Below are 22,672 nucleotides of genomic sequence, written 5' to 3' on the forward strand. Positions count from 1 at the left end.
GGATTAATACAAGCTTATGAAATTTAGGGATTACTACGAAACTCTCGGAGTCGCTCGCTCTGCTACTGAAGCAGAAATTAAAGCTGCCTATCGCAAGCTTGCTCGCAAATACCATCCAGACGTCAATAAAGACCCGGGCGCTGAAGAGCAATTCAAAGAAATCGGTGAAGCCTATGCCGTTCTGAAAGATACTGAGAAGCGCGCAGCCTACGATCGTTTTGGTGCCAACTGGAAAAATGGCCAAGACTTCACCCCTCCCCCAAATTGGAATGAAGGTTTTGAATATTCTGATAATGGTTTTAATGCCGGTCATCCAGGCTATGGCGGCGGCTTTGAAGGTGACCAAAGCGAATTCTTCGAATCCCTCTTTGGAAGAGGCAAACATCGACAAGGCGGCCGGAGTGGGCAATCCCGTCAAGGCATGAACTTCAAAGGACAGGATCATCATGCCAAAATTTTGATTGATCTTGCAGACGCCTATAACGGCGCTAAGCGCACGATTGCACTACATATGCCAACGCAAGATGCTAGCGGTCATGTGAGCACTCAAGAACGCAAATTAGATGTGAGCATTCCAAAAGGGATTAAGGCTGGTCAAAATCTGCGCCTCTCAGGGCAAGGTGGTCCTGGTATTGGTGAAGGGCTGCCAGGAGATCTCTATTTAGAAATTGATTTTCACCCGAACCCTATTTATAGAATCGATGGCAAAGATGTATTCATTGACATTCCATTGGCACCCTGGGAAGCAGCCCTAGGCACCACTGTCAATGTACCAACGCCAGCAGGTTCAACTTTAGAATTAAAAATTCCAGCAGGCACTGTTGCTGGTCGCAAGATGCGCCTTAAAGGCAGGGGAATTCCGAGTGCTGAGCCTGGTGACTTATATGTAGTTCCTACGATTGTTTTACCACCCGCGGAAACAGATGCTCAAAAAGAGGCCTATCAAAACTATGAGAAGGCTTTTGATTTCAATCCTAGATCTCACTTGAAGGGATGATGAACATGACAAAGATAAATACCACATGGATTGAAGCCAGTGTTGTAGAAAATGAAGTGTATATGAGCATTGTGGAACTCTCTCACGCTTCTCGCACTCCACAAGAATTAATCATGTCTTGGGTATCAGAAGGTGTACTGAGCCCTACCGGCTCATCTCCTGAGGATTGGCGCTTTAGCGGCAATTCCCTCAGCAGGGCTAAAACTGCAGCACATCTCACGCATGATCTGGAGTTAAATGTTCCAGGGGTTGCCCTGGCTCTCGAGCTCTTAGATGAAATCGCACAACTGCGCGCACGCTTAAAAGTAAAATAAAGGGCTTAAGATTCTGAGCGGCTGAGCAGCAACTCCCAGCGCAATAGCTTTTGGTCTAGCTGCGCAGTAATCTCCGTTAACCGAGCTTGCATACTAGCTGCTAACTCAGGTTCATTCTTGTAAAGATCTGGATTACTCATCTCAATGCCGATATCGGCCTGCTCTGTTTCAAGCTCTTCAATTTGTAAAGGCAAAGCCTCTAACTCTTGGCGCTCTTTCCCATTGAGTTTTTGTACCCCACCCTTCACTGCTGGCTTTACTTCAACTTTTGCTTCTTGCTTGGCTTCAGCTTTAGCTTCTGTCTTACTTACGGGTTTTGCATTATTGGCACGAATTTTTTCTGAGCGGGCTTTTTGAATCTTCCAATCCTCATAGCCGCCTTCATACTCACGCCAAAATCCATCGCCTTCATGAGCAATGATGCTGGTCACTACGTTATCCAAGAAGTAACGATCATGACTTACCAAGAAAACAGTGCCTTTGTAGTCTTGTAGCAATTGCTCAAGCAAGTCTAGGGTATCAATATCCAAGTCATTGGTTGGCTCATCCAAAACCAAGACGTTTGCCGGCCTGGCAAACAAACGTGCGAGCAGTAAACGATTGCGCTCGCCACCAGATAAAGTGCTCACTGGTGAATTGGTGCGCTCTGGCGCAAACAAGAAGTCGCTCAAATAACTTTTGACATGCTTCTTATTGCCATTGATTTCAATCCATTCACTACCTGGGCTAATGTAGTCCTCAAGTGAGGCATTGAGATCCAAGGCTTCACGCATTTGATCAAAGTAGGCCACTTCAATACGCGTACCCATCGTCGCAGTTCCCGAATCTGGGGCAATAGTGCCGAGAATCAATTTCAGCAAGGTTGTCTTGCCAGCGCCGTTAGGCCCAAGTAAACCCACTTTATCACCACGCAAAATGGTTGCTGTGAAATCCTGCACAATTGGCCTGTCGTAAGACTTGCTGACGTTTTGTAGATCAGCCACGATCTTGCCGCTGCGATCACCCGCTGAGACAGCTAACTTCACTTGCCCCATTGCATCTCTGCGCTCAGCACGGCTAGTACGAAGTTTTTCAAGACGAGCGATACGGGCCACACTACGTGTTCGACGCGCTTCTACACCCTTCCGAATCCAAACCTCTTCTTGGGCGAGTAATTTATCTGCTCTAGCATTAGCCAAAGACTCTGCATTGAGTTCTTGCTCTTTAAGAACTTCATATTGAGTGAAGTTGCCAGGATAGCTGCGCAAAATACCGCGATCCAGCTCCACAATTTGTGTGCAGACGTTATCCAAGAAGGCGCGATCATGGGTAATCAGAATGACAGAGCCTTGGTATTCTTTTAAGAGTTCTTCTAACCAAGCAACGGAATCTAAATCCAAATGGTTGGTTGGCTCATCTAAGAGCAATACATCAGGCATTTCCACTAAAGCACGTGCAAGTGCTACCCGTTTTTTAGTTCCGCCCGACAGAGTACTGATTTTGACGTCCGCCTCTAAATGCAAGCGATCGAGAGTTTCGTGAACGCGCTGCTCCCAGTTCCAACCGCTGAGTGCCTCTAATTGAGACTGCACCTCATCTAGGCGATGATGAGACGCATCATCCCAGTCGCCAACGCTAAGCGCCTCATACTCTTCACGCAGTGCCTTAGCTTGAGCTACGCCCTTGGAGACGGCATCAAATACTGTTTCCTCGGCATCAAAGATCGGCTCTTGAGGAACATAAGCAATTCTGAGGCCCTGCTGATATTGCAGAAGCCCATCATCCATTTTTTCAATCCCAGCCAGGATCTTCAGCAAGGAAGATTTGCCGGTGCCATTACGCCCAATTAAACCCACACGTTCACCGGATTCCAGTGAAAAAGCGGTATTTGCGAGGAGGTCTACGTGGCCGAAAGCCAGTTTTGCATCAGTAAGTACGATTAAAGCCATGGCGACATTATCGTCACTTCCGCAAAAGAGCGGATATTTCCGGAATTGCCCAAAAAAATAGGGCCCCTTAGGGGCCCTACCTCAAGAGCTAAGAACTGAATTCTTAGAACTTGTAAGTCACACCTACTGCAGGCATCCAAGGATTTAAAGTTAACTTACCGATGTTGCCAACCCCAGCCAAGGCATTTTGTCCGGTTACGTTAGTACTCATAGTTGCGTATTTAACGTCAACGTTCATACCCCAATGCTTGTCAAACATGTAGTCAGCACCAACTTGGCCAACAAAACCAAAGCTAGACTGGTCAACTGTCAGGGCATTGCTATTGCCGCCAACTGAGAAGTTGTTTCTGTTGCCAAATATTGTGTAGTTCACGCCAGCACCAACATAAGGCTTGATCGCACCCAACTCTGTAAAGTGGTACTGCAACAAGAGTGAAGGTGGCAATGCGGTAATTGTGCCTGTTGGACCTGGGGTTAAATTAGAGTAAACATTCACGCGTTGCGGATATGTCAGCACCAATTCAGCAGCAATATTCTTTGTGAAGAAGTAAGAAATATCAAATTCGGGAATGATTTCATTCTTGGCGCGCACATTATTGATCTGCACACCTGCGGCAGTGGATGCACCATTGGACTGACCGTTCTGGAATAAAAGATCTACAGCACGTACGCGAACCATCCAAGGATTCTCTTCTGCTGATTGCGCTTGTGAAGCGATTGGAGCTAAAGATGCTACGGTAGCCATTGCCACCACTAGTGATTTGAGACGCATGATGATTCCCTCTTTCTATTATCAATTTCGATGAGACTATTTTCGAATTGACACTTAGAGGGCAATTTGATGTAAATCAAATGCAATGAGCTTGTGAATTTTTTATTGGTTAAAAAGCAACAGTGTTTTATTGCTTCTTTGATCTAGATCAAATGCCTGCGGATTTGCCCTGATGAACGAATTTAAAGAACCTTTGAATACGTACCTTTGGCTTGGGATTCTCTAAGATGGCGATCAAAAGTCATAGCTACTCTCCTTGCTAGAAGCCTGCCTTTGATGGGTACCTGCATATTGGAACCCTGCCACTCTAACAAGCCGGCCTCCTCCAAACCTTTCAGCTCTTCAATTTCTGTTTTGAAGTAATTTGAGAAATCGAGTTGATAATCCTTGGCAAAGGTTTGTGTATTGAGCGCAAATTGACACATCAACTCACCAATGAGTTCACGGCGCAATAAATCATCTTGATCTAATTGCATACCCCGTAGCACCGGGAGGTGGCCATGATCCAAGGATTCGTAGTACTCGTCTAGCGTACGAACGTTTTGAGAGTAGCAATCATCAACCTTTCCAATTGAAGATATTCCGAATGCCAGAAGATCACACTCTGCTTGCGTGGAATAGCCTTGAAAGTTGCGATGCAGCTTACCTTCTTTTTGCGCGATCGCTAATTCATCATCGGGTTTTGCAAAATGGTCCATGCCAATAAAAACATAGCCGGCTTCTGTGAGGTGCTCAATCGTATTCGAGAGAATATTTAACTTATCAGCGGCTGGCGGAAGATCTGCTTCAGAAATACGGCGTTGTGGTTTAAAGATGTGGGGTAAATGTGCGTAGTTGTAGACCGATAAACGATCCGGGCTCATTGCCAATACCGCATCTACTGTTTCTTTAAAGGTTTCAGGCGTTTGCTTCGGTAGGCCATAGATCAAGTCCACGCTTCTGGACGTAAAGCCATACTTTCTGGACCAGTCCATCACCGCTTGAGTCTCTTCAATGGTCTGCACCCGATGCACAGCCTCTTGCACGGCCAGATTAAAGTCTTGCACGCCTAAGCTAATACGGTTAAAGCCAAGCTCAGCTAATAAAGCAATGTCTTTTTCTGTAACTCTTCTCGGATCAATTTCAATCGAGTATTCACCGCCGGGCAATAAGTCAAAATGCTCACGAGTGTGCTGCATCAACTCAATCATCTCTTCATGAGACAGAAAGGTTGGCGTACCACCACCCCAGTGCAACTGAGTAATTGGAATCCTTTTCTGTGCACCCATGGCGTTACACACCATTGCCATCTCTTTGGCTAGATACTTAATGTACTTGGCGCTGCGTCCATGGTCTTTGGTAATAATCTTATTGCAGCCACAGTAGTAACAAATATTGGGGCAGAATGGCAAATGGAAATACAAAGATAGTGGCTCATTTGCTTTAGCAACACGCTTTAAGGCACCTAAGTAGTCAGCTTCAGAAAAGTCATTATGAAAACGGTCGGCACTTGGATAAGAGGTGTAACGCGGGCCATTGATGTCAAACTTTTGCAGCAACTCAGGATGAAATAGCACTTCCTTTTCTTCTGATGAGCAAGAGTTTGTTGCAGAGTTCATAGATGGCTAATGAAAAATATAGGGGTTTACTTTGATAAGTAATCTAGTGCAAGTGCTTCTGCTACTTTAATCCCATCAACGCCGGCAGACAAGATTCCTCCGGCATAGCCAGCGCCCTCACCTGCGGGAAAGAGACCTTTGATATTCAGACTCTGAAAATTCGGCCCACGAGTGATTCTGAGAGGTGATGAGGTTCTAGTCTCTACGCCAGTTAAGACTGCATCTTTCATTGAAAAACCTTTGATCTGCTTTTCAAATGCCGGCAAAGCCTCACGAATTGCCTCAATGGCATACGCAGGCAAGCTTGGAGCTAAGTCAGTTAAATGCACGCCAGGCTTATAAGAAGGCAGGACGCTACCAAACTCTGTTGAAGGCTTTCCCTCCAGAAAGTCTCCAACCAGCTGTCCTGGGGCTTCGTATGTTCCGCCCCCCAACTCAAAGGCCTTAGATTCAATCGCGCGCTGAAACTCAATTCCTGCCATAGCGCCGCCAGGGTAATCATCCGGAGTAATGCCCACCACGATGCCAGCATTGGCATTACGCTCATTGCGCGAATATTGACTCATCCCATTGGTAACCACTCGATTTGGCTCTGAAGTTGCAGCCACTACCGTGCCACCAGGGCACATACAGAAGCTGTAGACAGAGCGACCATTCTTAGCATGGTGGACTAATTTGTAATCAGCAGCACCAATTAAGTCGTTGCCAGCATGGGGGCCAAGGCGCGCTCTATCGATGAGTGATTGCGGATGCTCAATACGAAAGCCTACCGAAAATGGCTTAGCTTCCATGAATACGCCAGCATCATGCAAGGCCTGGAAGGTGTCACGTGCGCTATGGCCAAGTGCAAGCACCACATGGCCAGCAGGTAAGTCGTCATGACCTTCAATTTTCACGCCAGTAATTTGCTCATTCTGGATATCAAAGCCAATTACTTTTTGTGAGAAACGAATCTCGCCGCCAAGATCAATAATTTCTTGGCGCATTTTTTCTACTACACCCACTAAACGGAAGGTACCGATATGAGGCTTTGCAACATACAGGATTTCTGATGGTGCGCCTGCTTTTACAAACTCACTGATCACTTTACGACCATAAAACTTGGGATCTTTAATCTGGCTATATAGCTTTCCATCTGAAAAGGTACCTGCCCCGCCCTCACCAAACTGCACATTGGATTCTGGATTGAGCACATTCTTGCGCCACAAACCCCAAGTGTCTTGAGTGCGCTCTCGCACTTTCTTGCCGCGCTCCAGCACAATCGGCTTAAATCCCATTTGTGCCAGAACCAGTGCAGCAAATATGCCGCAGGGGCCAAAACCAATGACTACGGGACGCAATGACTTACCGGTGGCAATTGACTCCGGAGCCTGAGCTTTGAAGTGGTAACTTGTATCAGGCGAAGGTCTTACATGAATATCACCATCAAACTTTTGCAGAATGGCTTCTTCATCTTTCACAGAAAGGTCTACCGTGTAGATAAAAGAGAGTGCCACGTTTTTTCTGGCATCGTAGCTACGTTTAAAGACCTCAAAGCCAATCAAGTTCTTAGCGGACAAATGGAGACGCTTGAGAATCGCTGCTTCCACAGCTTCTGGAGCATGGTCAATGGGTAGACGCAGTTCAGTAATACGAATCATGGGGCTCTTGGCTAGCTATATTCAGTCTCTAGAGACAAATAATACTGGTTAAAGGCCAGGCCGCGTCAGCTTGTTAGCCATAAAGGCGATAATGCGTCATGGCTCTACGCGCAACTATCCACAAAGCCGACCTTCACGTCGCAGACGCTGACCGCCACTATTACGGTAGTCACTCCCTCACTATTGCTAAGCACCCTTCTGAAACCGAGGAGCGGATGATGATCAGAATCATCGCCTTTGCTTTGCAAGCAACTGAGGATTTAGCCTTTACCAAGGGCTTAAGCGACACCGATGAGCCCGATCTCTGGATTAAAGACCTGACAGACGCGATTAAGCTTTGGATTGAGATTGGTCAACCGGACGAACGCCGTATCCTCAAAGCCTGCGGTAGATCTGATCAGGTCATTGTGTATTGCTATGGTGGGCACACGAGCAAGATTTGGTGGGATGGTATTGCCAATAAACTCACACGTGCTCGCAATCTCCAAATCATTTCCATTCCGGCTGCACAAGCAAGCGAACTTAATAAATTAGTCGAGCGCAGCATGGTTATTCATATCAACATCCAGGATGGCGAAGTCTACGTTTCTTCTGATCAGGGGCAGGTCACGATCACACCTGAAATTTGGCGTAGTAATCAAGAGTAAGCCATTATTCTCAGATGAAAGTAGTCGTCTTTGACACCAATGTTCTGTTAGACCTATTTGTCTTCAATGACTTCAAAGCAGTGCATTTAAAGCAAGCGTTGCTTGAGAAACAAATTGATGCACTTGCTAGTCCTAAAACTTTAGAAGAGTTTGCAGATGTTATCTCTCGCCCGCTATTCTCGATAGAGGCAGCAGATCAAGAGAAGATCTTGCTGCAGTGGAAATCGTTAGCCCGAGTGTTGGATGATCAAGGCCTCTTGCCATCTCCTTGGTGCTGCCAAGATCCTGATGATCAAGTCTTTTTAGACTTGGCCTTTACAGCAAAGCCTTGCACTCTGATGAGCAAAGATAATGAAGTATTAAAGTTTGCCGCTCGCGCTGCAAAAGAAAATATCTTCATTTCCGCTGACTACAAGTCTTTAGCCTTATAAAGATTGGGCAGCCTCCGCTGCAATTTCAAACGATCGCAAGCGGGCCTGGTGATCAAAGATCTGCCCAGTAAACAAGATCTCATTTGCACCGGTAGCATCCAACCAATGACGCAGCTCTTTTTTAACGGTCTCTAAAGATCCGACTACTGAGCATTGCAACATCTGGGTGACAGCAGCTTTTTCATGGGGCTCACAGAAGGTGTCTAGATTGTCGATGGGTGGTGGCAGTTGCCCCCGAGTATTGCGACGCATTCGTATAAAGTGTTGCTGCAGGCTGGTAAATAGATGCTGCGCCTCTTCATCTGTGCCAGCGGCCACCACATTCATGACAAATGCCGAGTATGGATCTGCCAATTGGGCTGACGGCTTAAAGAGTTCACGATAGATCTTCATTGCCTCCAATAATTGCTCTGGCGCGAAATGTGAAGCGAAGGCATAAGGCAAGCCAAAATGGGCAGCCAACTGTGCCCCATAAAGACTTGAGCCTAGGATCCAAATCGGTACATTGGTATCGGCCCCTGGAATAGCTCTCACAGACTGTCCTTCCTGTATTGGGCCAAAGTAATGCTGCAACTCACGGATATCTTGTGGAAAGCGATCATCACTACCCATCAGATCACGACGCAATGCTCTAGCTGTCATCTGATCAGTACCGGGGGCTCGGCCTAAGCCCAACTCAATCCGGCCGGGATATAAAGATTCCAATGTTCCAAACTGTTCAGCAATGACCAAAGGGGCATGATTGGGCAGCATGACCCCACCAGAACCAACCTTAATAGAAGCAGTGCCTGCAGCTAAGTAGCCAATCAAGACAGCAGTAGCTGAACTCGCATTACCTGTCATATTGTGGTGTTCAGCAACCCAATAACGGGTATAACCCCATTTTTCTGCATGCTGAGCAACATCCAAGGAATTACGTAAAGCATCCTCCGCAGTAAAACCTTGCGGAATAGGAGATATATCTAGAATGGAGTACGGGATGGAATTTGCCATCACCAGATCATACTGAGAAAGTGCATTATCGACATGACTAAGTCCAAAATGGCAGCCCCTGATGAAGGCTTATTTAAGCCTGGCAGCAAACTCAAGCACAAAAAGAGCGGCGGCTTTTATAAAGTAGTTTTACTGGCAAATATTGAAGCCTCTCTTGCGCCAGCTTACGTTTATGAATCAATGCAATCTCATGATTTTTGGATTAGACCAAAAGCAGAAATGGAAGATGGGCGCTTTGAACTCGTCTCAGAATAAAAAGGCAAATCAAATGACTGATGACCGCATTACCAATCTAGAAATTAAATTAAGCTTTACTGAGGATCTCATCGAAAAATTAAATGAGACCGTTTACAAACAACAGCAGCAAATTGAATTTCTGTATCGAGAACTGAAAGCCATTAAAGAGCAGGCAAGCAGCTCTAGCGGCGGAGGCGGCAGCCTCAAAGATGAAATCCCTCCGCATTACTAATACGACTGATAAGATGAATCTGCAAGCATCATCCTCTACAAGCTTCTGATCAACATAAAAGGAAGAAAATCATGGGTAACTTAACACCATTTTTAGTTCAGTGGGGCCTCACTTCTTTGTCTCTTTGGGTAGCGAGCTACATCTTTAGCGGCTTACGCTTTGCGGATGGTGGCTCGCTCATCATTGCCGCCCTACTATTAGGATTTGCCAACGCCATCGTTAAGCCTTTACTAATCTTATTCACATTGCCTTTAACGGTAGTAACGATGGGCTTATTTTTATTAGTGATTAATGCTTTGGTCTTGATGCTGGTATCAGCAGTTGTTAGTGGCTTTACGATCTCTAGCTTCTGGACAGCCTTCTTTGCCAGCATCTTTATTTCTTTGTTCAGCCTCTTTGTGAGTGGCTTGGTTTTTTAAAGGCTAGGCCTTAATTAGACCCAGGATAAATGTCGGCCCAAGAGTGCATTGCCGTTTTACAAGGCTGCCTCTTGGTGCTCATAGATTTAGCATTCTCAGCAGCAAGACTAATTCCACCAGTCAAAAAGCCCAATCCAATCGATACGGCGCTATTCACAAGCCCTTCTTTATTCACCCCAGCTTTAGGATTTTGCAAGGTGCCCTCTAGCTTTACCAGGCTGCCCAGATCAACTCCAGTAGTAAAGCCTGATTTTTGATGGGGATCAATCTTCAAATTAATTACTTCGGTATTCAAATTCACCGTTCCTGATAAAACGATATCCAACTTATCGGTTTCCACCCCAACCGAATCCCTGATGTTGACCATGCCATTACTCACCGGCAAATAAGCCACCGCACACTCCAAGACGGTGTGATTGCTCTGCTTGCGCATGGGATTTAAGGTATCCATGATGGTGATAGCTAAATCGCCGGCAGTGTTTAATAGCTTTGAGTCTAAGCGAGCTTGACCCACAGTGATTTGTACTGCGCCATTAGCATTCCCAATCAGCTGATGCAAACTTTTTCCTCTGCCCGATAAATTTGAGGCAATTTGGGCATCGCCCCCACTCATCTTGGCGCTTGAGTCACTGCTAACAATGACCTGCTCCAAGGTAAAGCCTTTGGCAATGGCCTTCATAGACATAATAGGCATGCCGCTGTGAATTTGCGACAGTGAAATTTGCGCTTGGGCCCGCCCTTTGCCTAAGTCAAATTTCAGATCACGAACATCAATCACGTCGCCTTTAAAGGCAATGGTGCCGCTCACGTCCTTTAAGGGCGCTTGATCTGGTACCCCAAGCTGAGCAATATTGAATGCAATCTTTCCATTGGCGTTTGGCAGTAAACCAAATGGCAAAGGGTCGTCACTAAAAAAATATTTATTTTGACTGACTACGGGTTTTGCAAGGGCGGTAGCTTTTTTACCTGAAGACACAAGAGATGCTGCCGCCAAAGGAATGAAGTCAAACGACTTAGAATCCAGTTTGATATCAAATTGCGGCAAGGCCTTCGGGGCCTTATCAATCTTGCCCGTAATATCCAGAGACTTTCCATTCAGAGTCAGCGTCAAATCCAAATTCGTCGTCACAGGATTTTGATTCCAATCAGTGATGGCCTGACGGAGTGAACCCGTCTTCCCCTTGAGACCTACTTTGTAATTACCATATTGAAGATCAAGCAAGATGCTAGTCTTATTCCCGTCACCACTGATTGAGAGCTTGGGGATCTCTATTAACCGAACCGGGCTAGCACCATCTTGGTAGGAAATGCGCGCATCCGAAATATGAATAGTCTGGATTGCAATGAAGGTACGGTCACTAGATTCGGTTTTAGGCGGTACGCCGCTGGCAACACCCGGTGAATTTACAGGATCTACTGGAGGCGCTACATGCCAATTGCTTTGTCCAGCTTTATTAAGCTGCAAATGAGCATCCAGTCCAGCAAGATTGATGCTACTAATTTCTACGTTTCCTGAAAATAAGGGGAGTAACTTCACCTCGAGCTCAGCGCGCTTTAAAGATAGCATTTGAGCATCGCTCGCCCACGAAGCATTACTTAAGCTTACCTGCTCAGCCTTAATGCCGATGGACGGAAAGATGCTTAGGCTTACTGGACCCGCAATGTTGAGATCTCGTCCAGTTGACTCTTTGACTGTCGAGCTGAGTAATTGAGTGAATTGCGCTGGATTAATGGATGAGGCAATATACCAAACGCCCAGGCCAGCAATGACAAAGATGGCAGCAAAAACGATTAGGATAATTTTTAAGGCTTTACTCATGGCATATTCATTCTATATTGGGCTCACAGAGACAGCTAGCCCCCACTACATTAAAGGTGGGAACCAAAATCAAAGGAATTCGCTTAGTCTCAGAAGATCATGAGGTGGACTGCAAAACAGAAGCAGGCAATATGTTACTCAAAGCCTGTTTCCTTAAAATACTTGGTTGCTCTCTTAGTTGCTTGCTTTTTTTAGCACAGCGTAGATTTGATCCTTTAATAACAACTTCTCTTTTTTCAAGATTTCGATTTCTTCTGGAGTGCTTGGCTCTGCATGGGCTTCCATTCTTTGAATTTTTTGGTCCAAATGATTGTGCTTATCAAACAAATGAGAAAAGTGGCGATCAGAGGTTTTTAACTTGGTAATCAATTCGCGATATTCTGGAAACATAGGGCCTCTTTGTATTTGGGTTTTAACGAGCTACCGAGCTTTAGTGTAGCCCTGGCCCAAGAATAGGACAATGGCTATAGCAGTATTTATATCCCATAACCCCCTCTTACAATGAGCGGGATAAACCCCTATCGACTGTAGTAAAACTGCAAGGAACTTGCAGTAATATCTAAAGCACTGAAGCATATTTAAACCAAATGAAGGGTAAAAAAACCATGGCTACAAAGAAATCTCCAGCAAAAAAGAAAGTAGCTACCAAGGTGGTTAAAAAAGCCCCTACAAAGAAGGTAGTCAAAAAAACTGCGCCGAAGAAGGTAGTCAGTAAGAAGGTCGCCAAAAAGGCGGTGAAGAAAGTGGTAACAAAGAAAGCGCCCACTAAGAAGCCAGCAGTTAAAAAGCCAGCCGCTAAGAAGCCGACTAAAAAAGCGCCCAAGAAAGCATCGATTAAATCTGCAAAAGTAGACCAATATGGACTCGAGAAAGATGATGAGTTTTATGGCCTGTACTTTGCTAAATCCACTAACAAAGGTTTGGTAGAGGTAAAGCCTTGCACCTTCTCTCTCATGTATTGGTGGAAAGGCTTGCTTGGCTATCCTGACATGATTGAAATCTCAAAAGGCAGCAACACTGCGATGCTGCAATTTGAGTCTACCTTTGGTGGTGGTGATTCTGGTGAAACAGAGTTAACAGAACAAGATGTTTTGGATATTGATCACATCATTGAAGTGGATGAACAAGAAATGCTAATCTCACTCTACTCTTATGTACCAATCCCTGTTCCAGAAAATCTCATCGGCGCATTGGGTCTGGCGATCTTGAATATCAACCCAGAAACCCGCTATGGCAGTCTTGAGCTCTGCTCCACTGAAAATGAAGCAGGTAAAACAGAGCACTTTTTACGTTATCGTGCAGCAACTTACTTGCGTGGAATTAAGTCTGGCAAGGTAGAGGCGATTGAAAGCATGGTCACCAATGGTTCCGAGTTCTTCGGTCTTGCCCTAGATGCAATGTGCGTGAATAAGTCGATTAAGAAGTGGTTGCTAAGCTAAGTAGACACCTTAGCAAAGTTCATCTACACAAATAAATGTAAGTCATAGGAAAACGGTCATTGACCGTTTTCCTGCTTTCGACAGCCACTGCATTCTGCTTTCCTAGCTTCTTGCATTCTGCAAGCGCCATCTCTTGAGTCTCGGACTCTTTTGAACCTTTTGGAGCATGAACTCCAATCGCGCCATCCGATTGTTTATAGACTCCGAATTCACTATCGGGGGTTCCACAAGCTACTAATCCAAGAATTAAAACTAAGGAGAGGTAAGAGGTAATTTTCATGAGAATGATAGGCAGATAGAATATGCCCATTCTATTCTAGGATGCTTATAGCTATGCCCTAATGGCTTTATAGTAATGCAATGCCTCGTCGAAATCGTTCCATCAAGATCTTAAAAAAGTCTTTTTTATTGCTGGCCATACTGAGTGCCAAGCTAATGGCCGCTCCGTTTGAAATCAAGGTCCACGATGAACTGATTGCCGAACTGCACCAGTCTAGTTATGAAGTTGAGACCAACCTCTATCAGCCCAGTGCAGCACAAGGCATCAGCTCAAATGTATTTCAGACGCGCCTAGAATATGCCTATGGCATTGCTCACAACAATGAAGTTGCCGTCAATGCTTTCCTTAGTAAATACAACGGTATTTCTTATGTGAATGGCGGCAAAGTAGGTCAAATGTATATTCCCACCCATGACGAAGAGGGTATTTGGCATTACGGCATTAAAAATGAAATTGTTTATCTAAAAGATATTGGTGGAGATAATCAGATCTTTTATGAAATGACGCCAATCTTAGCCCTGCAAATGGCTAAGTGGCGTTTTACAGTAAATCCATCCGTTGATTTTGGTTTAAACAAAAGTGGCGGCGCTACTTTTGCACCGAGCGGAAAAATTGCGTATTCAGTTACGCCAAATACCTCAATTGGTAGCGAGTATTACAGCGAAATCAGCAACACAACCAATGCCTTTCCTATTGCACAACGCTTCAATACTGCCTATCTGGTCTTGGACACCAAGATAGATAAATCGAGCATTAACTTTGGTATTGGCAAGGGGACCAATCTCAATAGCGATAACTGGGTTGTGAAGTTGATTGCAGCCGTTAGCTTTTAACACTAACCATTTATAGAGTACATAAATACATCTCTTTAAGATGTCTATTTAGATATCTATTCCGCTATATAGCTGATAGAGTCCAAGGATGTTTAGTGAAACTCATGAATTAATGATTGGTGGCATTTTTGCCTTACGGTCTTGGTGCAAAGATAACCTGCCAATAGAAAATTCTCTCATTGCATATGATTTAATTCTTGTTTTAGCCATCAACAACTACGCTAAAAACAATATCTCCATCAAAGAACTTTTTGCGTCAGTACCCCATTCCTATACTGCCGTAAGAGGGCACTATTTAAGATTTGTGAATGATGGCTGGGTTGAGCACTACCTAGATGAGTCAGATAAGCGCATCAAGTATGTTCGACCAACCCCAATGTTGGTTAAAACTATGAATCAGTATGCTGAAGCAGCTAACAAAATCTTAATGAAAACCATTGACTAGTTTTTGGCGGAGAGGGAGGGATTCGAACCCTCGGTAGGTTTGACCCTACGCCTGATTTCGAGTCAGGTACATTCGACCACTCTGCCACCTCTCCGAACCGAAGTGCAATTATAGCTTTGGGGTATTTGTTTGGTTTTTACTTAAACAGGCTTCAGCACTGTTAAGCCACCCAAATAGGGTTGCAGTGCTTTTGGAATAGCGATACTGCCATCGACCTGCTGCTTATTCTCAATAAGCGCAACTAATGCTCTACCGACAGCAAGACCCGAACCGTTTAAGGTATGAACTAGCTCTGGTTTGCCTTGGCCTGCTTTAAATCTAGCCTGCATGCGTCTTGCTTGAAAGTCCCCCATGCTGGAGCATGAGCTAATTTCCCTGTATGCCCTTTGTGAAGGTACCCACACTTCTAAGTCATAAGTCTTAGTACTACCAAATCCCATATCACCCGTACAGAGCAATACCTTTCTGTATGGCAACTCCAGTAGCTCCAGAATGCTTTCTGCATGGCCAGTTAATTCCTCTAAAGCTTGCATAGAGTCCTCTGGTTTTGTGATCTGCACCAATTCCACCTTCTCGAACTGGTGCTGACGAATCATGCCGCGCACATCACGACCATAACTACCCGCTTCGGAGCGGAAGCATGGCGTATGCGCAACAAATTTCAATGGGAGCTTGTCAGCATTCACAATCTCGTCTCTTACCAAATTAGTCACAGGAACTTCTGCGGTTGGTATCAGGTAGAAGTTTTCTATTTTTGCTTCGCCCGCATTTATGCCCTTCGCATCTTCGCCACCCATCTGGCGAGGAACCTTAAAGAGGTCTTCTTCAAACTTCGGTAACTGGCCAGTGCCGCGCATGGAAGCTGCATTGACCATATAGGGCGCATAGACCTCTTGATAATCATGAGTTGTTGCATGGGTATCAATCATGAATTGCGCTAAGGCACGATGCAATCTCGCAATCGGCCCTTTGAGTACCACAAAACGTGAACCACTAATCTTGGCTGCTACTTCAAAATCTAAGCCCAATGGTCCACCAAGATCCACGTGATCTTTAATTTCAAAGTCAAAAAACGGCTCTTCACCCCAGCGCTTGATTTCTGTATTCTCAGTCTCGTCTTTACCCGTTGGCACAGACTCATCCGGAAGATTGGGGATGCCCATTAAGAAATCAGAAATCTCCACCTGAAGAATGGCTAGTCTTGCCGCGCCAGATTCCATATCCACATTAATCTGACTAGCCTCTGACATCTCCGCAGAAGCATCCTCGCCCTTACCTTTTTTCATGCCAATGGCTTTTGCCAATTGATTGCGCTTAGCTTGCAATTCTTCTGTGCGGGTTTGTAAAGATTTACGCTCAGACTCTAAGGCGTTGAATTTCTCGACGTCAAGCTGAAATTTACGAGTAGCCAAGCGTGCTTGAACTGCAGCGATATCTTTGCGGAGTAATTGCGGATCAATCATATATTGCTCTGGTTGGGTATTTAGACTCTAGTTTAAGCGTAAGACTTCAGCGCCGGCGGGTGGCGTGAAAGTAAAGCGATTTGCGGGTAGATTGACGTTCAGCTTGATCTTGTCCAGGGTAACTAAAACCACACTTCCAAGACCGTCTATCAGCTCCAGGGCTTTGGGGAGGCCATTAAGCATTCCTACCGAAATCTTTGTGTAGGGAAGATCATTGCCGCTGTTTGCATTGGGATTTTTCTTGGGAGATAAGGTTACCCACTTCATGCCTAAGCGCTCGTCACCCTCCACTAAATCAAAGTGCTGATCTAATGAGGTTTGACCGAATAAAATAGCCGCCGGTGTAGCAGCCAATGCTTGTCCTGCAGGACGAATAGTGGCTTGATTTAAATCCTTATCCCACAAAATGAGTTGCTTACCGTCGGCAATCAGTTTTTGCTCGTATGGTTTTTGTGTGTCCCAAATAAATCGTCCTGGACGCTCAAATACAAAGTGACCTTGTGTCTGGCGAACTACTTTTAAGCCTTTGTCTTGTGACTCGCCTGCCTTAGGAGCGCGCAGTTGCTGTTGCAAGAAGTCACCTTCGGCTGTTTTGGAGTTCCGCACAAACTGACGTAATTGATCAGCGCCACTTTCGCTTTGAGAAATGGCCGCATTCGAAAACAAAATGGCTGCTGTAACGATTGCTGCTGATAGGAATCTTTGCAAAATGACTGCCTTATTCCGAAGGGCGATGCAAGATTTCGCGATTGCCGCCATTGCCCATCTTGGATACGAGTCCTGCTTTTTCCATATCCTCTAGCAAGCGGGCTGCGCGGTTGTAACCAATGCGCAAATGACGTTGCACTAAAGAAATGGATGGGCGCTTGTTTTCAAGAACGATGGCGACCGCTTGATCATAAAGTGGGTCTGCTTCACCGCCACCCTCACCAGTCAAGGCGTCAACATTAGATTCATCAGCGCCTTCGAGCACACCATCAATGTAATTGGCTTCGCCCTTCTCTTTAAGCCACTCCACCACGCGATGTACCTCATCGTCCGATACAAATGCGCCATGCACACGCACCGGTAAGCCAGTACCTGGCGCCATATACAGCATGTCACCCATACCCAGAAGCGCTTCTGCGCCTTGCTGATCCAAAATTGTGCGGCTGTCGATTTTGCTACTAACCTGGAATGAGATGCGGGTTGGTACGTTCGCTTTAATCAAACCAGTAATCACATCCACACTTGGACGCTGTGTTGCAAGTACGAGGTGAATACCGGCAGCACGCGCTTTCTGTGCAATACGCGCAATCAACTCTTCGATTTTCTTACCAGAAACCATCATCAAGTCAGCCAACTCATCGATGATCACAACAATCACTGGCGCCTTGTAAATTGGCTCAGGATCATCCGGAGTTAAGCTAAATGGATTGGTGAGCTTCTCGCCTTTTTCTTCTGCCTCTAAAATTTTCTTATTAAAGCCTGCTAAGTTACGCACACCAAACTTACTCATGAGTTTGTAGCGGCGCTCCATTTCATTTACTGCCCAATTGAGAGCGTTGTAAGCCTGCTTCATATCCGTCACTACTGGACATAAGAGGTGTGGAATCTTGTCATAGATTGCCATCTCTAGCATCTTTGGATCAATCATGATCAGACGCACCTCATCAGGCTTAGCCTTAAAAAGCAATGACAAAATCATGGCATTAATACCAACTGACTTACCAGCACCAGTAGTACCAGCAACCAAACAATGTGGCATCTTTGCCAAGTCTGCAACCATTGGGCTACCAGAGATATCTTTACCTAAAGCTAAGGTCAGTAATGAATGGTTGTCGTTGTATACCTGTGAAGTCAGAATCTCAGACAAATATACCGATTGACGAGTTGGATTTGGTAATTCCAAAGCCATACAAGTCTTACCTGGAATGGTCTCGACAACCCGCATACTCACAACGCCGAGTGAACGTGCAAGGTCACGTGAAAGATTGACAATCTGACTACCCTTTACACCAATCGCTGGATCGATCTCATAACGAGTCACTACTGGGCCAGGATATGCGGCAATCACAGTTACCTGAACATTAAATTCGGCTAACTTGCGCTCTATTAAACGGGAGGTAAATTCCAGGACATCAGCAGAAATTGTTTCTTTTGCTGCTGGTACAGGATCGAGCAACGCTAATGGCGGCAACTCTGAATCCGGAATATCCACAAACAGTGGCTGTTGTTTCTCACGTTCAACACGAGCGCTCTTTGCTATCTCAATAGGTGCACGCACAATTTGTACGGGCGCGGCAACATCCACACGACCGCGGAACTCCTCCACAAACTCTTCACGCTCTTCAGCAGCAGCCTCACCCAACTTGCGGTCTTCTTGACTATCGCGCCGCTCACGAATGCGGTGATAGGACACCTCGAAAAAGCGCCCCACCTTCTCAGCAATATCGAGCCAAGAAAAATGCAGAAATAAGGATAAACCGGCACATAAGCCAAATAAGAGCACCAAGGTCGCCCCAGTAAAACCAAGAGACATTTGTAGCGGATCGCCAATCAACTCACCCAAGATGCCTCCAGGGGGCCGTGGAAGCTGCCAGGACAGGGAATGCATTCGAATGGACTCAAGACCCATACTGCAAGACAAGGTCAGTCCAAAGCCCAACCAACGCACTAATAGAGATTCTGGTTTGGCGTTTGGGTCTACAGGAAGCGGAACACTCCACAGCTCTCGCCAGCCATTAAGCACCCTACGACCAAATAGAACCACCCACCAGAAGGCGGAAATTCCGAAGATGTAAAGCATCAGGTCAGCCAAATAGGCCCCAAAACGACCGCCAAGGTTTCTAGGAGTCTCAAAACTGGCGTGTGACCAGGCGGGATCAGCCTTTGAATACGTTAGCAAAATGGCAAATAAACCCAGGCACAAACCCACGGAGATGAACCAGCGGGCCTCTAGGAGAAGGCGGGGCATTCTGCCCGGCCCGTCCATCTCTGGAGGCGGAGGGCTCAATGGAGCCTTGGACTTCGGGTATACAGTTCTAGCCATGTTCTACCGATTGTAAACAAGCAAACCTATAATTTGGGTATGACTACAAATACCCCAAAACACTCCAAAGTTCTTATCCTCGGATCTGGCCCTGCTGGCTATACCGCCGCCGTCTATGCTGCCCGAGCCAATTTAAAGCCTACCCTCATTACCGGCCTGGCTCAAGGTGGTCAATTAATGACCACTACTGACGTCGAAAACTGGCCTGCCGATGCAGACGGGGTCCAAGGCCCAGAGCTGATGGACCGCTTTCTGAAGCATGCTGAACGCTTTAATACCGAGATTATTTTTGACCATATTCATACGGCAGCACTCAAAGAGAAACCCATTCGCTTGGTTGGTGACTCTGGCACCTATACCTGCGATGCCTTGATTATTTGTACTGGAGCATCTGCCCAATACATTGGTTTGCCGAGTGAAGAAGCATTCATGGGTCGCGGTGTTTCTGGTTGCGCAACCTGTGATGGCTTCTTTTACCGCAATCAAGATGTGTGCGTAGTCGGCGGTGGTAACACTGCAGTTGAGGAAGCACTCTACCTCACTGGCATTGCTAAAAAAGTAACGGTCATTCACCGTCGCGATAAATTCCGTGCTGAGCCAATCTTGAACGATCGCTTAATGGCGAAAGTTGCTGAAGGCAAAGTCGAACTCAAACTCAATTCAACATTGGATGAGGTACTTGGCGATGAAAAAGGGGTTACTGGTGTGCGCATCAAGAAACAAGATGGCAGCACAGAAGATGTTGCTGTCACTGGCGCCTTTATTGCGATTGGCCACAAACCCAATACAGAACTCTTTATTGGTCAGCTAGATATGAACAACGGCTACCTCAAGACCCACTCAGGACTTGAGGGCAATGCCACAGCAACCAACATCCCTGGTGTGTTTGCTGCTGGTGACGTGCAAGACCATATCTATCGTCAAGCAATTACGAGCGCTGGCACTGGTTGCATGGCCGCACTCGATGCACAACGCTATTTGGAAACATTGAATTAAGTGTTCTTAGTTTTGGCAATAAAAAACGCCTAGCATTGCTAGGCGTTTTTGTTTGTTGCCTTCTATTGCTTAACGTGAAATCACCGGCAACAAGGGCACGATGAGCAATGCCACAATATTAATGATTTTGATGAGAGGGTTTACCGCAGGACCGGCAGTATCTTTGTAGGGATCACCTACAGTGTCACCAGTCACCGCTGCCTTATGCGCTTCAGAACCTTTACCGCCAAAGTTACCCTCTTCGATATATTTCTTGGCATTATCCCAAGCACCGCCACCAGTACACATCGAGATCGCTACAAACAAGCCAGTCACAATCGTACCCATGAGTAAGCCGCCCAATGCAGCAGGGCCCAATAAGAGACCTACTACGATAGGCGCAATTACCGGCAAGAGCGAAGGAACAATCATTTCTTTAATGGCTGCGCTCGTAAGCATATCTACTGCCTTACCGTATTCAGGCTTAGCAGTGCCTTCCATGATTCCTGGAATCTCACGGAACTGGCGACGTACCTCTTCCACTACCGCACCAGCACAGCGACCTACCGCTTCCATTGCCATCGCACCGAACAAGTAAGGAATCATGCCGCCAATAAAGAGGCCAATGATCACCATGTGGTTCGATAAATCAAAAGAGACTTGCTGACCAATACCTTCTAGAGCATGGGTGTAGTCAGCAAACAAAACAAGTGAAGCTAAACCAGCCGAGCCAATTGCATAACCTTTGGTAACTGCTTTAGTAGTATTACCCACCGCGTCCAGTGGGTCAGTGATATCGCGCACTGATTGCGGTAAACCAGCCATCTCTGCAATGCCGCCTGCATTATCAGTAATTGGGCCATAAGCATCCAGTGCAACGACAATACCTGCCATAGACAACATTGCTGTGGCTGCAATTGCAATGCCATACAAACCAGCCAACCAATATGCTGCAAAAATAGCGGCACAGACAAAGAGCACTGGATAAGCAGTGGACTTCATGGAGATGCCTAAACCTGCAATGATGTTAGTGCCATGACCTTTAGTAGAGGCCTCAGCAATATGCTGCACTGGCTTGAACTGAGTACCGGTGTAGTACTCAGTAATCCATACCAAACCAGCAGTCAACAAGAGACCCACTACTGTTGAGCCGAACAAACGCCACTGGCTACCCGGAATACCCAAGGCATCATCAGGCATGATGAAGTTGGTCACGAAGTAGAAGGCTACTAGCGATAAAGCACCTGCAATGATCAAACCCTTATACAAAGCTGGCATCACATTCCTCATGCCAGGCGTTGCTTTTACAAAAGAGCAACCAATGATGGAGGCAATAATAGAAACGCCACCCAGTACCAAGGGATAAACAATCGCAGCTACCGGCGCACCAGCCACCATCAATGAACCAAGCACCATAGTGGCAATCAATGTCACTGCATAAGTTTCAAACAAGTCGGCCGCCATTCCTGCACAGTCACCTACGTTATCACCTACGTTATCGGCAATCACTGCTGGATTACGCGGATCATCCTCCGGAATACCCGCTTCTACCTTGCCAACTAAGTCAGCACCAACATCTGCGCCTTTAGTGAAGATCCCGCCGCCAAGACGCGCAAAGATCGAAATCAAAGATGAGCCAAATGCCAAGCCAATAAGGGGATGCAATACAGCAGAGAGATCACGTCCTGCACCAATCGATACGAGAAACATAAAGAAGAGGCTGACACCTAAGAGACCAAGACCAACTACCAACATACCAGTAATTGCGCCGCCTTTAAATGCAACATTGAGTGCCTCGTTCATTCCTTTAGTAGCTGCTTCAGCTGTGCGCACATTAGCGCGCACTGAAACGTTCATGCCAATAAAGCCGCATGCTCCAGATAGCACGGCACCGATCACAAAACCAATCGCAGTCGCGAAGTCGAGGAAGAGCGCCATAAGGATAGTGAGTACCACGCCAACCCCGGCAATGGTTTTATATTGGCGCGATAAATAAGCCGCCGCGCCCTGCTGAATCGCCTCTGCAATTTCTTGCATTTTGGCATTACCTGTACTTTGCTTCAAAATCCAGCCGCGCATCACAAAACCGTAAATTACGGCCAGGACACCGCACGCCAAGGCAAAATACAAGCCTAAAGTGATATTACTCATGCTTGAACTCCCTAAAGTTGATCTTATC

23 protein-coding genes, 1 tRNA gene and 1 pseudogene are annotated in these 22,672 nt (G+C 46.1%); 12 read left to right on the plus strand and 13 right to left on the minus strand.

Translation table 11 applies throughout. The annotated features are described in order from the left end of the window. Positions 1 to 16: 16 nt before the first annotated feature. Positions 17 to 997 carry a DnaJ C-terminal domain-containing protein gene (locus tag C2740_RS06105; RefSeq protein ID WP_215292337.1) on the plus strand — a complete coding sequence of 327 codons (981 nt, stop codon included), beginning with the start codon at positions 17 to 19 and terminating at the stop codon, positions 995 to 997. Positions 998 to 1,002: 5 nt separating this feature from the next. Continuing rightward, entirely contained in the window at positions 1,003 to 1,311 is a 309-nt protein-coding gene (locus tag C2740_RS06110) for a chaperone modulator CbpM (protein WP_215292339.1), read from the plus strand. A 5-nt stretch (positions 1,312 to 1,316) separates the two neighbouring features. On the opposite strand, the gene C2740_RS06115 is transcribed toward C2740_RS06110, so the two are convergent. From C2740_RS06115 to C2740_RS06130, 4 genes are all read right to left on the minus strand, one after another. Further along, entirely contained in the window at positions 1,317 to 3,239 is a 1,923-nt protein-coding gene (locus C2740_RS06115; RefSeq protein ID WP_215292341.1) for an ATP-binding cassette domain-containing protein, read from the minus strand. 103 nt (positions 3,240 to 3,342) lie between these two features. Then, positions 3,343 to 4,011 (minus strand): OmpW family protein, encoded by a 669-nt coding sequence (locus C2740_RS06120; RefSeq protein WP_215292343.1) that lies wholly within the window; start codon positions 4,009 to 4,011, stop codon positions 3,343 to 3,345. 182 nt (positions 4,012 to 4,193) lie between these two features. Further along, a complete protein-coding gene (gene hemN / locus C2740_RS06125) occupies positions 4,194 to 5,609 on the minus strand; it encodes an oxygen-independent coproporphyrinogen III oxidase (RefSeq protein WP_215292345.1) in 1,416 nt (471 codons plus the stop codon). 26 nt (positions 5,610 to 5,635) lie between these two features. Continuing rightward, entirely contained in the window at positions 5,636 to 7,249 is a 1,614-nt protein-coding gene (locus C2740_RS06130; protein ID WP_215292347.1) for an NAD(P)/FAD-dependent oxidoreductase, read from the minus strand. Between the two features lie 98 nt (positions 7,250 to 7,347). Between C2740_RS06130 and C2740_RS06135 the strand changes: the two genes are divergently transcribed. Both C2740_RS06135 and C2740_RS06140 read left to right on the plus strand, forming a co-directional pair. After that, complete coding sequence (locus C2740_RS06135) at positions 7,348 to 7,896, plus strand: YaeQ family protein (protein ID WP_215292349.1); 549 nt, start codon at positions 7,348 to 7,350, stop codon at positions 7,894 to 7,896. Positions 7,897 to 7,910: 14 nt separating this feature from the next. Then, complete coding sequence (locus C2740_RS06140; protein WP_215292351.1) at positions 7,911 to 8,327, plus strand: putative toxin-antitoxin system toxin component, PIN family; 417 nt, start codon at positions 7,911 to 7,913, stop codon at positions 8,325 to 8,327. Here C2740_RS06140 and C2740_RS06145 read toward each other — a convergent pair. Continuing rightward, a complete protein-coding gene (locus C2740_RS06145; protein WP_215292354.1) occupies positions 8,322 to 9,320 on the minus strand; it encodes an LLM class flavin-dependent oxidoreductase in 999 nt (332 codons plus the stop codon). The genes C2740_RS06140 and C2740_RS06145 overlap by 6 nt on opposite strands. A 33-nt stretch (positions 9,321 to 9,353) precedes the next feature. Between C2740_RS06145 and C2740_RS06150 the strand changes: the two genes are divergently transcribed. The 3 genes from C2740_RS06150 (at position 9,354) to C2740_RS06160 (ending at position 10,208) form a co-directional block, all read left to right on the plus strand. Then, positions 9,354 to 9,575, plus strand: a complete 222-nt coding sequence (locus tag C2740_RS06150; RefSeq protein WP_215292356.1) for a hypothetical protein — start codon at positions 9,354 to 9,356, stop codon at positions 9,573 to 9,575. A gap of 13 nt (positions 9,576 to 9,588) precedes the next feature. Next, positions 9,589 to 9,789, plus strand: coding sequence for a SlyX family protein (locus tag C2740_RS06155; protein WP_215292358.1), 201 nt, complete (start codon positions 9,589 to 9,591; stop codon positions 9,787 to 9,789). Between the two features lie 68 nt (positions 9,790 to 9,857). Then, complete coding sequence (locus C2740_RS06160) at positions 9,858 to 10,208, plus strand: phage holin family protein (RefSeq protein WP_215294337.1); 351 nt, start codon at positions 9,858 to 9,860, stop codon at positions 10,206 to 10,208. Between the two features lie 10 nt (positions 10,209 to 10,218). Here C2740_RS06160 and C2740_RS06165 read toward each other — a convergent pair whose 3' ends face one another. Further along, the gene (locus C2740_RS06165) at positions 10,219 to 12,027 is read right to left on the minus strand and encodes an AsmA family protein (protein ID WP_215292360.1); all 1,809 of its coding nucleotides are present in this window, start codon (positions 12,025 to 12,027) and stop codon (positions 10,219 to 10,221) included. Between the two features lie 17 nt (positions 12,028 to 12,044). Between C2740_RS06165 and C2740_RS06170 the strand changes: the two are divergent. Then, a pseudogene (locus tag C2740_RS06170) lies at positions 12,045 to 12,173 on the plus strand (PhnA domain-containing protein); the annotation flags it as partial. A 28-nt stretch (positions 12,174 to 12,201) separates the two neighbouring features. Here C2740_RS06170 and C2740_RS06175 read toward each other — a convergent pair. Further along, positions 12,202 to 12,417, minus strand: coding sequence for a YdcH family protein (locus tag C2740_RS06175; protein ID WP_215292362.1), 216 nt, complete (start codon positions 12,415 to 12,417; stop codon positions 12,202 to 12,204). A gap of 215 nt (positions 12,418 to 12,632) precedes the next feature. On the opposite strand from C2740_RS06175, the gene C2740_RS06180 reads away from it, so the two are divergent. After that, positions 12,633 to 13,466: a hypothetical protein gene (locus C2740_RS06180; protein ID WP_215292364.1), complete on the plus strand. Its 834-nt coding sequence runs from the start codon at positions 12,633 to 12,635 to the stop codon at positions 13,464 to 13,466. 19 nt (positions 13,467 to 13,485) lie between these two features. On the opposite strand, the gene C2740_RS06185 is transcribed toward C2740_RS06180, so the two are convergent. After that, the gene (locus tag C2740_RS06185; RefSeq protein ID WP_215292366.1) at positions 13,486 to 13,746 is read right to left on the minus strand and encodes a hypothetical protein; all 261 of its coding nucleotides are present in this window, start codon (positions 13,744 to 13,746) and stop codon (positions 13,486 to 13,488) included. A gap of 80 nt (positions 13,747 to 13,826) precedes the next feature. Between C2740_RS06185 and C2740_RS06190 the strand changes: the two genes are divergently transcribed. Beyond that, entirely contained in the window at positions 13,827 to 14,579 is a 753-nt protein-coding gene (locus tag C2740_RS06190) for a hypothetical protein (protein ID WP_215292368.1), read from the plus strand. Between the two features lie 88 nt (positions 14,580 to 14,667). Beyond that, positions 14,668 to 15,024: a hypothetical protein gene (locus C2740_RS06195; protein WP_215292370.1), complete on the plus strand. Its 357-nt coding sequence runs from the start codon at positions 14,668 to 14,670 to the stop codon at positions 15,022 to 15,024. Between the two features lie 4 nt (positions 15,025 to 15,028). Here the strand turns inward: C2740_RS06195 and C2740_RS06200 are convergent. From C2740_RS06200 to C2740_RS06215, 4 genes are all read right to left on the minus strand, one after another. Further along, positions 15,029 to 15,118, minus strand: a tRNA-Ser gene (locus tag C2740_RS06200). Between the two features lie 46 nt (positions 15,119 to 15,164). Beyond that, on the minus strand, positions 15,165 to 16,487 hold the full coding sequence (gene serS / locus C2740_RS06205) for a serine--tRNA ligase (protein ID WP_215292372.1): 1,323 nt from the start codon (positions 16,485 to 16,487) through the stop codon (positions 15,165 to 15,167). 27 nt (positions 16,488 to 16,514) lie between these two features. Further along, positions 16,515 to 17,246, minus strand: coding sequence for an outer membrane lipoprotein carrier protein LolA (locus C2740_RS06210; protein WP_251369610.1), 732 nt, complete (start codon positions 17,244 to 17,246; stop codon positions 16,515 to 16,517). Next, a complete protein-coding gene (locus C2740_RS06215; protein WP_215294338.1) occupies positions 17,206 to 19,461 on the minus strand; it encodes a DNA translocase FtsK in 2,256 nt (751 codons plus the stop codon). The genes C2740_RS06210 and C2740_RS06215 overlap by 41 nt, the downstream gene beginning before the upstream one ends. A 96-nt stretch (positions 19,462 to 19,557) precedes the next feature. On the opposite strand from C2740_RS06215, the gene trxB reads away from it, so the two are divergent. Further along, on the plus strand, positions 19,558 to 20,514 hold the full coding sequence (gene trxB / locus C2740_RS06220) for a thioredoxin-disulfide reductase (protein WP_215292374.1): 957 nt from the start codon (positions 19,558 to 19,560) through the stop codon (positions 20,512 to 20,514). Positions 20,515 to 20,583: 69 nt separating this feature from the next. Here trxB and C2740_RS06225 read toward each other — a convergent pair whose 3' ends face one another. Further along, positions 20,584 to 22,644 (minus strand): sodium-translocating pyrophosphatase, encoded by a 2,061-nt coding sequence (locus C2740_RS06225; protein WP_215292376.1) that lies wholly within the window; start codon positions 22,642 to 22,644, stop codon positions 20,584 to 20,586. Between the last annotated feature and the right edge of the window lie 28 nt (positions 22,645 to 22,672).

It is taken from the genome of Polynucleobacter sp. MG-5-Ahmo-C2 (assembly GCF_018687735.1).
Classification (GTDB): domain Bacteria; phylum Pseudomonadota; class Gammaproteobacteria; order Burkholderiales; family Burkholderiaceae; genus Polynucleobacter.

Coding starts and splice junctions, on each gene's coding strand:
- C2740_RS06105 (WP_215292337.1), top strand. CDS start 17: ATGAAATTTAGGGATTACTACGAAACTCTCGGAGTCGCTCGCTCTGCT.
- C2740_RS06110 (WP_215292339.1), top strand. CDS start 1,003: ATGACAAAGATAAATACCACATGGATTGAAGCCAGTGTTGTAGAAAAT.
- C2740_RS06115 (WP_215292341.1), bottom strand. CDS start 3,239: ATGGCTTTAATCGTACTTACTGATGCAAAACTGGCTTTCGGCCACGTA.
- C2740_RS06120 (WP_215292343.1), bottom strand. CDS start 4,011: ATGCGTCTCAAATCACTAGTGGTGGCAATGGCTACCGTAGCATCTTTA.
- hemN (WP_215292345.1), bottom strand. CDS start 5,609: ATGAACTCTGCAACAAACTCTTGCTCATCAGAAGAAAAGGAAGTGCTA.
- C2740_RS06130 (WP_215292347.1), bottom strand. CDS start 7,249: ATGATTCGTATTACTGAACTGCGTCTACCCATTGACCATGCTCCAGAA.
- C2740_RS06135 (WP_215292349.1), top strand. CDS start 7,348: ATGGCTCTACGCGCAACTATCCACAAAGCCGACCTTCACGTCGCAGAC.
- C2740_RS06140 (WP_215292351.1), top strand. CDS start 7,911: ATGAAAGTAGTCGTCTTTGACACCAATGTTCTGTTAGACCTATTTGTC.
- C2740_RS06145 (WP_215292354.1), bottom strand. CDS start 9,320: ATGGCAAATTCCATCCCGTACTCCATTCTAGATATATCTCCTATTCCG.
- C2740_RS06150 (WP_215292356.1), top strand. CDS start 9,354: ATGACTAAGTCCAAAATGGCAGCCCCTGATGAAGGCTTATTTAAGCCT.
- C2740_RS06155 (WP_215292358.1), top strand. CDS start 9,589: ATGACTGATGACCGCATTACCAATCTAGAAATTAAATTAAGCTTTACT.
- C2740_RS06165 (WP_215292360.1), bottom strand. CDS start 12,027: ATGAGTAAAGCCTTAAAAATTATCCTAATCGTTTTTGCTGCCATCTTT.
- C2740_RS06175 (WP_215292362.1), bottom strand. CDS start 12,417: ATGTTTCCAGAATATCGCGAATTGATTACCAAGTTAAAAACCTCTGAT.
- C2740_RS06180 (WP_215292364.1), top strand. CDS start 12,633: ATGGCTACAAAGAAATCTCCAGCAAAAAAGAAAGTAGCTACCAAGGTG.
- C2740_RS06185 (WP_215292366.1), bottom strand. CDS start 13,746: ATGAAAATTACCTCTTACCTCTCCTTAGTTTTAATTCTTGGATTAGTA.
- C2740_RS06190 (WP_215292368.1), top strand. CDS start 13,827: ATGCCTCGTCGAAATCGTTCCATCAAGATCTTAAAAAAGTCTTTTTTA.
- C2740_RS06195 (WP_215292370.1), top strand. CDS start 14,668: ATGTTTAGTGAAACTCATGAATTAATGATTGGTGGCATTTTTGCCTTA.
- serS (WP_215292372.1), bottom strand. CDS start 16,487: ATGATTGATCCGCAATTACTCCGCAAAGATATCGCTGCAGTTCAAGCA.
- C2740_RS06210 (WP_251369610.1), bottom strand. CDS start 17,246: ATGGCGGCAATCGCGAAATCTTGCATCGCCCTTCGGAATAAGGCAGTC.
- C2740_RS06215 (WP_215294338.1), bottom strand. CDS start 19,461: ATGGACGGGCCGGGCAGAATGCCCCGCCTTCTCCTAGAGGCCCGCTGG.
- trxB (WP_215292374.1), top strand. CDS start 19,558: ATGACTACAAATACCCCAAAACACTCCAAAGTTCTTATCCTCGGATCT.
- C2740_RS06225 (WP_215292376.1), bottom strand. CDS start 22,644: ATGAGTAATATCACTTTAGGCTTGTATTTTGCCTTGGCGTGCGGTGTC.